Raw genomic sequence first — 7,305 nt, 5'->3', positions numbered from 1 at the left:
CCTTGTTTGGATTCTCATTAGCATTGTTCATGCTGCCGACATCGCCCGGAGAGGAATTGCCTGTTGCTCTTCCCGACTCAGAACGGTTTCTGTTGCCTATGCTTACGGCAATGGCACCGTCATTGCCTATGCCGAGGCTGTAAGCACCCGAGCTGAACTCTGGCATCGGAATGTCAGTCTTGACGCTAAGCTGGCTGAGTGTTCCCGTCGGCGAAGTGTATTGTGTGCGTACATGGCTGTCCCCCTCATCTATCCAATCAGGATAGCCGTCGCCGTTGACATCCATTGCGGCGACTTCCGTATGGGACGTTTGACTGCTTTTGCTGCCGCTTACGCCGAACCTGAGAGGACCATTCCCCGTTGCGGACACGCCATGCCCAGAAGACTTGGATTGTAATATCGGTGCAGACAGTCCTTCTCCTGAGGCATACTGCACACTGTCTACCTTAATCTCGCTTTCACCCATACGTGAGGAGCATTGGAAGGAAACACCCACGTAGGCACTGTCGGTTGCACCGATATAGACCTTGCGCATGGCATTGTAACCCATTACGAAGAAACGTTGCTTGCTGGGCTCCGTCAAGCCTGCGAGGTCTTCCTCCTTACGGCTCTTGTCATAATTGTCCGCGATGCCCTTGTATCCGTCGGTGTCGATGGTCAATGCCGCCGTTTCAATGGGGCGGTTTGCGTATTCCCTATTCCCGTTGTAGCCGAACTGTCCCCATCCCCTATAAAGGTGTCCGAAATTAAGGGAATTGTAGCCGGAGAAGACGGAGCATGCAAATGTGTCGACGAGGATCCTCTCCTTGTGGTCGACGATCATCTTCTTCTTTGTCCAATCCTTTTTGAAGACAAGGGAATCGCGGAAAACTTCCACCGTAGCCTTAACAACCGACCTCAACTCGTTTTCTACACTAAACGTTGCCAGTGTCTTTCCCTTGCAGAGTTCTTCCAGCAAGGCTGCATCAACAATGGCCAGCGAGTCAACCTTTATGCTGTCGTCTTTGGTTAAGGTATATTTGCGTTTAAGCAGTAAGGTACCATCCTCCCTGTTGAAGTTCACATGTACGGTTGCCGTATCCTTGTCTTTATCCCAATCTTGTCGCTTCACCTTAAACTTATGCACGAGAATTACTCCCGGGTCGTATTTCTGGTTCTTCGCCAGGTCCTTCCTAACATTTCTTGAAGCCCTCACAAGTACGGGCTTGTTATACATCTTTCTAAAAGGAATTACACGGAGCGTGTCTTGTGTGGAGACGTACCTTAACGTTGGCTTCCACGACATGTTTCTCCATTCCAAAGGGGCATCCGTCAGCATCTCGAAGGTCAGCTGCACCGAATCTTTCGCCAATACGTCGAACGCATCCTCAAACGTATCCTCAACGGGAGTGCCGGCTGGGAGTTTCTTCTCCATCAGGATGTGTTCGCCGTGTAAATCTTTCCTTCTCACGACAAGCGTAACATGACTCTCCGTCCGCCCTTTCCTGTAAGGCGCCTTTACCTCCACGCGTCCGTCCTTGGACAAGAACATTCCTGTGGTCATTCCTTCCAAGAAGTCGGATGCGGCATCATAGTGAGAGAGGTCTTGCCCCAGGTAGGTGGCATTACCATCAACAATCCGGCTATATTCCACCCGCTGAGACCACGCCACGCTGTCGGCCGCACCCGAGTAGCGCGACTGCAAGCGGAAGAACACCCTTTCGCCGGCCTTGACGGATGTCGTGAGGCTGTCCGTTCTCGTCCCTGTGCTGAGAATGGAATCCCTTTTCAATACGTTTTCCTCCTTTTGGATGCTGTATGTGATGCCGTCGCCATAAGTTGTGGACTTGTTCACCACACTGGCAATGCGGATTGTTCCTGAGAACGGCGCACGCCATACGCGCACTACGTCGTGCAGGGGGTTCTCCTTTTCCAAGGAGTCCCTGATGGCTTTATAGTCGGGAATGAAAGTGGAATCTATCTCTGCACTTCGCCCGACAATGGGATTGGGCGTTTCTTTCGTCGAGGGTATGAACGTAGGAAGGCCGTCTGTGCCGATCCTGTTAAACCATACCATGCCATTGTTGGCGATGTCCACCAGTCCGTCGTTGTTGAAGTCGGACAGGTAGATCTTCGTCTCCGTCTTATCCCAAGTTCGGCTGTAGCTGACGCCAGGGGAAACGAAAGGCAGCTCAACGGCAGCATCGGCATTGAGTGTCTTGCTTGAACTTGTTCCTCTGGAAAACTCCCCTATTCCCTTGATCATGCGACTTTTCGCAAATATGGGATTTCCTGTTTCACCAGAGAGGTTTTTCCTATAGCGAAGCCCATCCCGCGCTTGGAATAACTTATCCGGTAACCCGTCTCCGTCAATGTCTATTAGTGCTACCTTTCCAAAGTTCTCATTCTTCGAATGTATGTATGAAGCTCCGACATTCACGGTGGCAACACTTACGCCAAATCCGACGAGCAGGCCACCACCCAAAGTCCTTCCTTTGGAGTATCCTCCACCAAGCATGCTCAACTCGTTGCTGAATCCGTTTATGGCTTTTTGCAATGGGGGTAAATGTTCGTGTTTACTGTCTGCCTCCGATGTCCACGACTCCGCTTTTCCAAACATTCCGCCCTTAACATCATCATAGTATTCAAACCCTTGTGCGGCCACCCTTGCTCCCTTAGCATCGAGTTGCACGATACTATCTAGCAGCGTCTTGGCAAAAGGGCCTTCGCGATGATGCAGCGCATAGCTGCGTACGGACTCGTTGTTGAACGTAACGTTTACGCGTTGAAGCAGGCGGTCGTCGCGTTGCAACACACCCAGGCGGCCGCTGCTCATGGCATCCTTGCGCGCCGTGGGGGCGTATTCGAAGTTCACGGCATAAGCTCCCGCTTCGTCGTCGTGTCCCGTATAGCGATAGCACTTGGGGTAGAGGGTGCTGTCATGGTGTTCGTACGTGTACGAAACGAAGTTGCCGTGGGTGTCCACCGTTCGGTAAAGTGCCCAACGCACGATGTTCCCTTCGGCATCCTTGATTACGGCGTTGTCTGCTATCTTACCGTCAATGCCGCCAAAGTAGGATGTGGTGCCATCCTTGGAAGTTACTTCCCACGTGTAGTTTGTGGGCAAGTCGCCCCTGCGGATGATGCGCGCAAAGCCGCCCTCAACCAGCGGTTTAAAACGCTTATCCTTTGCCCGGCCTGGCAGTTCGGCTGTACGATAAGTGCGGTCGCCCAGTTTCGTTCCCATCAGCAGGTAGCTCTCACTCTCATGCTCGATGTCGAAACGTGGCACACCCCAGCGCGTCTCGATGTCCACGCTCTGCACGGGCAGGCTCCAACCATAACCCACGTACGACGACCCGCCATCGCTGCCATACTGCAAACCCACGGAGGGTTGCATGCTGCCGCGCCCTTTGGGCAACTCGAAGGTGTAGCCCAGCGATGCCGTTCCGCTTTGGTTGGGCGTGGGGGCATTCACCGTGGTTATGCCCGCTGCGGGGTCGGCGGCTTTCAGTTCGGCAATACCCGTTGGCACATAGTTCTGCGTTTCGGGACTCTCCGGCACCTTGATGATGCCGTTTATCACGTCGGTGAAGTGCGAAGTCTCGGCCATCACCACTTCCCTTTCCCTATCCAGGGCCTTATGGCGAAGCATCGTCCACTTGCCTTGCAGCTCATCATAATAATAGGTGTGTATGTCGTCTGCCGTATAGCCCTTCGGGATGAGCGCGCTATCATAGGGCACGGTGATGGTTGCAGGCGCATGCACGAAATGCTCGCCGTGAGGCAACAGGCGGTAGCCTGCCACACCACCTTTCAACGATGCGGAAACGGGCACATCCCTATCGCCCGTAACATTCACCATGCCTGCCGGCAGGTGGGGCAGTTCGCCCTTACCCAGTGGCGTTACGCTCAACAACTTGGCCCGTTCCATACTACCACTCGGAACATGCAGCTGGGCACGCCCCAGATGCAGCGAGTCGGCCGCATCGCGTGCGAAGAGTTTGCTCACTGTACGACGTCGGAAGCTGCGCAAGCGCGATAGGTCTTTGTTGGTTTCCCTACCCTGCACCTTACGCGTAACAAGCGTGCCGCCAATGCCTTTCTTGGCATTCGGCACTACCGAACCTTTGTCGGCCTTTTGTTCGGCGTGATGTATAACCTGCCGTTTTACTTCTCCTTGTGCGTCCATGCCGCGTGAAGTACGCCTACCATCGTTACAAGATGCGAGCGACAGTAGAGCTATGGCCGTTGCCAACGTGATGTGTATCAATCTTTTCATGTGCATTTCAGGTTTAGTCGTTCCTTGTATGGGCTATCTTCTTATAATCTTCACACTTCGCCTAGCCTCACCACTCCTCATCTCTAATATGTACACGCCCACAATAGGTAGGTATAGGCGCGTAGCGTGGTAGCTTTCAGGTTCGCGAACCTCGGTTTGCAACAGCGCACCATCGGGAGCATGGAGAAACAGCGCGAGCGGAGCAGCCTCCGTCAATTCAACGCGTACATCTACGTTGCCGTCACGAGTAGGGTTGGGCGACACCTCGTAGCGTGCGAAACCATCGCTCGTTGCAGTGGTTACGTTCAGCGTGCGCAGCGTAGAGCAACCATCGTCATTGGTTACTTCAACAAGATATTCCCCATCTTCTTCAAGCGTTACACGCCGACCGTCTAGGTATTTCCCGGCAGGGGTCTTCCAACGGCAAGCGTAGTTGCCTTTCGTTTCCAAGTGATAGTCGCGTTCGGCCCCTTGGGCAAAGCTAACGTCCTCCAAGTCGGGAACGTCGGCCAAGTCGGCATTGTGCAACGTTACCTCGCTGCATAGCGATTTACCGCTACTATCGTATGCCACGATGACATACTTGCCTTGCGTTAGCGAGGGGACGGTTACGATGCTGTCCGCCGTAGCATGTACGCATACAGCCTTGCCGTCGACACTTGCCGTTAGGCGGTATGGGGGTGTGCCGCCCGTGAGCAGTACGCGCAGAGCACCCTTCGCGCCAGTGGAGCAACGTGGCTGTTCCACGTCGATGGTAGAGAAGAAGTCCTTGGCCGCGCGAAACGTGAAGACGCTTTCGCCCACGCCGACACTTATGCCCATGAACGTAACGCTGTCCGCCTGCCCCATGTGTGCCTTATAATATCTAAGTTGCCCGACGGGAAACTTACCCGTTCCGCTATTGTCTATGGCCAGATAATAACTTTCGCCCTCGCCGAGCGGTTCCAGTTGCCTGATGCTCCGCGTGTCGAGCGTCAAAGTCATGCCCGCCACAGGTGTCCCCGTAGTGGTTGCCGCCCATCGCCGTTGCATCCATTTGCCGTTTCCCCTATCTGCCGCGAAAGCAAGCCGTTTGGCATTGTCGCCCCAAAGGTAGCTCGCGCCCTCGCCGATGGCCTTGGCCGCCACGCGAACAGCCGCTTCGCCATCAGCACTTTGGCCCGTCGACAGGTACAGGCACGACGTACTGTCGCCGATAATGCCAGCCACGCGGTGGTTGTAGGCTTTAAGGCGGTAGTAGTTTCGTACAACCAGGCCCTTAGAGTTGAAGTACGAATGGTTCAGCGTAATGCCATGACGCAAGGCCATTGCACTTTCAACGCGCATGCGTTCCGTGCCCGAAAGTGCACGAGGATACACCGCATACTCCGCCATACCCTCTTTCATCGCCCTTATGGGCAATCGTTCCTTAGTGGTTCCGCCCACGGCTAGCGTGCCACGGATGCCGTTGGCGGCAGAACTGACGTAGGTATAAAGGCGCAGAGGCGGCAACGTGTCGCGCCCCACATAGTTCATGAAAGTGCCACGGGCCAGGTCGGCCGTGCGCGCTGTGGTCTGCACCAGCTGTGTCTGTCCGCCCTGCGCGCCCACATGCCAAAGCAGTTGCTCGCCGCCCTGCCTCGCCTTACCCACGCCAACGAAGGTCATTCCGCTATTGGCGGCAAGCTGCATGGGCGCATTGTCATTTCCAAAGCCCCACTTTACATAGCCCATTACACCGCCGGGAGCATGCTGCGGTGTATGCTTTTGTATCTGTGCCTGCACCCTACTTGCCGTAAGGAGCAGCATGCACAATAGTGGAACGAACGTTGCCACATGGCCGTATCTGAACTGTATCATGGTTGTTTGTTTTTATTGAGAGGTATGGTATAGCCCACTGTCAGCAGGAACAGGTGACTGTTGTTCCTTGCTGTGGCATAGCCGTAGGGGTTGTCTTTGGTTTGTATGAGGTCGGTTAGGCCATAAGCATATTGCAGATAGGCCTCAATGCCATTCTTGAACGACGAGTAGCCCACTTTGATGAGGGGCATGGCCTGCACCCTTGCCCGAAGCGTTTCTCTCAGGTGTGCCTGCGTCAGCTCGTCGGCCGAGGCGAACATCGCAGGTCGGTCGCTCGTGAAGTCGATACCACCAGGATTAAGTGGAATGGCTAGCCCAACGCCCACACCCATGTAAAGGTTTCCAAGAAGATAGAGCCGCGCGGCAAGCTGCGGCATGAGGAGATGATAGCGGAAGTTCGTTTCCTCGTTCACGTTGCCTGCCAGCTTATGCTCTTTCAATGTCGATGCAAGCCAAGTGTAATCCGTTGCAAGCTCCATTCCCAATCGGTTACGGCGCAATAACGCAAAAACGCCTATCGTGGGTACTGTGGCCCCACACGCTTCCAACGTGTAACGCGGACGGATGTTACCCTCTTCAACCATTGCACCGAGATTGTTGATGACGGCATAGCCCGCACCTGCCCTGATGCCGATGCGCGATTGATTATGCCCCTTATATCGCATGGTTATCCGTTTCCTCGGCTCGCGTGCCGATTTAGGTTGTCGGGTCTTCTCCGCAGGGGTGTTCTCCTCTGCGGCTGGTTTGGTTTGTTGCTCCGTCTTTGGCTCTGTTGGTTGGTCGGGTTGTTGTTGCGTTTGCTGTTCCACAGGTTGTTCGGTTGCTCCAACCCTCGTTTGTGGCGCATCCGTTACACCCTCGTCTTCTGCTGTGGCGTACTTTTCCTCCTTCTTTGGGGTTGTTGGCTCAGTGTTAGCACATCTCTTTATACCCTTTCTCCCAGCATCTCGCCTTGTACGTAAGCCACTTCCCTTGGGATGAGTTCTCCCAGAGGTATGTTGCGGAGCAACCTTTGTCGGGGTTGTTTCCTGGTGCGTTGGTGGGGGTATGGGGTCTTCTGTTGTTTTGCGTTTGCAGAGTCTGAAACACAACAACAGGGCAAGCACAATGGCCAAAAGGGCGACGGCACGCCGCATATTGCGTTGGTTATTGGGGCTAGGGTTATTCATGTGTATGCAAAGATAGATAGTAATATTATAAGGAAC

General features: G+C 54.2%; 3 protein-coding genes. All 3 read right to left on the bottom strand.

Annotated elements, in window-relative coordinates; translation table 11 throughout:
* Window positions 1-4,261 (bottom strand): SpvB/TcaC N-terminal domain-containing protein (locus tag HMPREF0670_RS00650; protein WP_316928766.1); only part of this gene is annotated, 4,261 nt, incomplete at its 3' end.
* Between the two features lie 33 nt (window positions 4,262-4,294).
* Window positions 4,295-6,100: a hypothetical protein gene (locus HMPREF0670_RS00645; protein ID WP_009229236.1), complete on the bottom strand. Its 1,806-nt coding sequence runs from the start codon at window positions 6,098-6,100 to the stop codon at window positions 4,295-4,297.
* Window positions 6,097-7,269 (bottom strand): hypothetical protein, encoded by a 1,173-nt coding sequence (locus HMPREF0670_RS00640; RefSeq protein ID WP_009229235.1) that lies wholly within the window; start codon window positions 7,267-7,269, stop codon window positions 6,097-6,099. The genes HMPREF0670_RS00645 and HMPREF0670_RS00640 overlap by 4 nt, the downstream gene beginning before the upstream one ends.
* Between the last annotated feature and the right edge of the window lie 36 nt (window positions 7,270-7,305).

It is taken from the genome of Prevotella sp. oral taxon 317 str. F0108 (assembly GCF_000162415.1).
Lineage (GTDB): Bacteria > Bacteroidota > Bacteroidia > Bacteroidales > Bacteroidaceae > Prevotella > Prevotella conceptionensis.
The sequence above is the reverse complement of the archived record's forward strand: the minus strand, read 5'-3'. Positions and strand labels throughout refer to the sequence as shown.